Below are 3,892 nucleotides of genomic sequence, written 5' to 3' on the forward strand. Positions count from 1 at the left end.
GCCCTTGCGAGATTCGTCAAACGGCCACTTCCAGCCCACGGAGGCCGGTCGTTCTGACGTCTGCCACCCTTGATGCCATCGACACAGAGGGCGGAAACCGGAAGTTGGCTGCGGGTGCGCGGATTCAAAGACGGTGTCGCTAAAGCTGCCGTTCATGGAGAGTTGGGACTCAAGAATCCTGCAACCGATCTAACGGCGGCAGAGAGCCAATGAGTACCTACTGGGGCAGAATGTCTTCGGTCATGATTTCGACAACCCCACGCGCCCTGAGGTCATCAAAAACAGTCGGAGAATTTACGGTATGCGCCCAACTCAGGACACCGGTTTCTTTGCGCGCCTGCTGCGCTAGGCCTTCCTCAGCTGTGACTACTGGCATTGCCAGTCCGTAAAGATCCATGAAACTGAGCCACGAAGGGATCAGAATTTCACGGTCGTGTGGGTGGTAGCGGTAGACCGTCCAGATGATATCCTTAAAACCTAGCGCCCTGACTAAAGGGTATTCGTCTGGCTGATAAATCTGTGCCACGAACCGGTCTATGTGTTCGGGGTAGAGTGTGGCAATGCGCTGCATGGCTGCTGTATTACGGTCTTTGACATCAGGCACGATCCGTGTGCCGGGGTTCGCCTCTAACCAGTCGACAAGCGATTCAAGCGTACAGTTCCGAAATTGCGCATCCGCGCTTAAGCGTTTGAATTCGGCCAACGTGACCGGCCCGTCACGATCAATGTTGAAACTCGCGCGAAAATTTCCGGACCAATCATGCAAACAGACAAGATGATCGTCGCTGGTCCAGACGAAGTCGATCTCGAATAGGTCAAAATGCGCCCGATTCTGATCAAGCGCATTAAAGGAATTGGTGTAACGCACCCCATCGGCAGCTCCGCCTGCATGGGCGATGCGCGGCAATGACGCGGACTGCCGCTGGACCGGGAGGACCTTGTCGGCATCAAGAAAGTCCTTGGCATCGAGCGTCAGGGCGGTTTCGGGCTCCCCTGTGAATTCCTGGACCGAGCCATCTTTCACCACCAAGCCGATGAACGGCCTGCGATAGTCAATTTGATCCCACTCCTGAAATGGAGTTCCGGCGAACATTGCGCGCATATCAACTGGCAGACTGCAAACCGCGCTGTCATCCACTACAACAGCGAAGCTACTGAAATAGGTGTTAAACCCCTCGAGCGTTTTTTGGATCGAGGGATAAAAGTTCGGCATCTCCTCAATTGCTTTACTCCAGCCGCAGCTATCGCGATGAAAAAGCTTAACGGGTGTGTCGCGTTCATTCATCCCGACCACGGTGATGCCCCGCGCCAGATTTATCTCTGCGTCAGTGAGCAGGTTCGTCACATGAGAAGTGCCGGTCCCAAATCCAGCGGACCTGATCAGATAGTGACCCACGAGAGCACCTTGAGTCCGATGTGTCAGAACGTCTTCCTGCCCGGCTCCTTTGAGGACCTTCATCTGCGCCAGACGGCGATCTGCGGTGGATCGTTCGGTGCCTGAGGGGGCAGACAAGGCCCCTTCAATTACAGAATATAATTGCGTCTCTCCGTCGCTAAGCTCTAGATGGTGCAATTCGGACGCGCCAAGCGCACCTAATGCCGCACAATATGATGACGGATCACCATCATCAATACCGACCAATGGAGCTGTTAGATCGCATCGGTCGATCCAGATGAACTGCTCATCATGCGAGAGCCACTCGATTTGTTTGTGAAGCGGATGGTCCGCGAAGAACTCGAAACGCAAGGCCGCAATCTGCATGTCTGGATCCAAGGAAATCAGGACCGGATAGCCGATCCTTTGCCGCCCCAGTACAAGCCGTTCCGACGCGCCGTCCATCCGTATCCCCTGCTCGATGCCTGGGAAGGACCAAAAGGACGCAAGGAACGCCCCATAAGTACCCAGTTCGTCGTCAATATCTGCCAGGCTTTCCGTCAAAGTGGGGCTATCCGTCAATAGGCTGCGCCCGAATCCGAATGTACCGGTCTTTGCGCCGGCAAGGCTCAATAATGTTGGCCCTATATCAAGGGTTGATCCGGGCCGATCATCCTGGCGTGGGCGCATACCTGAAGCGAAAAACAAGAGCAGGTTTTTCCTATCGATCGAGTTTAGCCTGTTCCACGCCTTGTTGGGCATGGCCAAGTGATCTGACGCAACAACAAGTATCGTGTCCTCGGCCACTGGACTGGACCGAACATGGTCTACAAAGTCCCCCAGCAAAAGATCCGCGCAATGCACGGCATTAAGCATCGAATTGCTGCCGTCGCCATAGACTTGCCCCTCGCATCGCTGAGACTGATGGCCATTTGGATGGTGGGTATCTACGGTCAGAAGGACCAGCCCAAACGGGTCGTCAGATTCCGCAAGTCTATCAAACCGTTCGGTCGCGAAAGCGTACATACTGTCGTCATACAGGCCCCAGGGAGATTTGTAGGACGTATCCGTCAGGCGCGGCACTAATTCATCGCGACCTTCGATCGAGTCGAACCCGTGGGTCCGGAAGAAATCGCCCTTTCCAGCGAAATCAAGATCTGCCCCGCCGATATAGTGAAGGTCATAGCCGTGCTCTGATAGCACGTCCCCCAGACAGGTCGCCTGGGGCAGGAAGCGTTCCATCCGAGACATTGAATTGCCGACAAAGCCATTCAGGGGCAAGCCGCAGAACGCCGCGGTCATTCCCGATATCGTCCAGCTGGCCCCGGACACCTGGTTGACGTTGGTGAAGCTGAGCGCCTCTTGTTCCAGTTCAGCAAGGCGCGGCATCAAGCCGGGAAAAACGGTCTCATCTAAGTAGGTTCTCTCGACCGATTCAAGGAATAGATAGACAATGTTTTTCTTCTCGATGTCAAAGTCAGCGCTGTCGATCTGATGGAAAAGTTCGGGCCGTTCTACAAAGTCGTTTTGGTCCGCCCATGAAAGAGATTGCGACAGAGCAATGATATCGCTTGATGCTGGGCTTATTACAACAGACGCTGTTATTGACATCGCACCTACCAAAATGCGTGGGGCGTTTTTGCCCCGGTCGCCTTTCTTTAGAAACAGCCTGTAGGCAACCCACGTAATCACCAATATCGCCGCGATAATGGCGACCGACACTGTCGACAGGTCCTTGAAATCGCCAAATCCGGCACCCTCGATCCCGACACTCAGGTGGAACAGAACTGACTGGTCGATGCCATTTCCACTCAGACGGTCTACGACATAGTAAACGCCTATCAGCAATAATGACGCGAAAACCGAAAAGGCGGCTAGAGCCGAAAGCTTTCGTGATCGGATGGAGTTGCTCCAGACTAGCAAGGCCACAAGCACAAATGCCAGACTTACTGCAATCCGCAGTGTTTCGTTCATATCATTCACAAAACTGATAAAATCATGGCTCATGGATCTGGTCCAGCCCTATCAGAAGGGGTAACTTAAGGGATCAGCAAACTGTGCCACTCACTCGGGCAGATTGCCACTATGAATGCCAACGCATGCATGCCTTCTGTCCCGGCATCGTAAATTTACACGATCACAGTCGAAGTAACGGCAGGCTGATGCCACTTCCTTTGCTGTCACTGTTACAGCGTAGCTTATACAAACCAGATTTCCAGAAATGACTACTTGTTCAATGATAAGAAGTGCAGTCGCTGGGAGGCTTGATCACGAAAACAGTCATTGGTCCTACCGAGGTAAACGGTCACTTCGTCTAGGGTTTGTGAATCCACAGGGCACAGGGTTTCGCGGTTGCAGCGAAAGTCCGGAATGACGGGCCGCGCTGCAGCATCAGAGGTAATGGACGAAGGTCGGCTAAGGGCCGTTCGCGTCAATCGACACCAGGGGCGGATTGCGGACGTTTGCTGCAGTGGCAAAGGAAGTGGATAGGCACAGATGGCACCGGGTGAGCACTCA

The 3,892-nt window shown here is 53.9% G+C and carries 1 protein-coding gene; it reads right to left on the reverse strand.

Annotation, left to right across the window (positions count from 1 at the left end):
• Positions 1 to 217: 217 nt before the first annotated feature.
• Positions 218 to 3,382 carry a sulfatase-like hydrolase/transferase gene (locus AC221Y_RS21495; protein WP_486708374.1) on the reverse strand — a complete coding sequence of 1,055 codons (3,165 nt, stop codon included), beginning with the start codon at positions 3,380 to 3,382 and terminating at the stop codon, positions 218 to 220.
• Positions 3,383 to 3,892 lie beyond the last annotated feature (510 nt).

Source organism: Boseongicola sp., assembly GCF_057460485.1.

What these genes read in the sequence shown, in the direction of transcription:
- AC221Y_RS21495 (WP_486708374.1), bottom strand. Translation starts at nt 3,382, where the DNA reads ATGAGCCATGATTTTATCAGTTTTGTGAATGATATGAACGAAACACTG.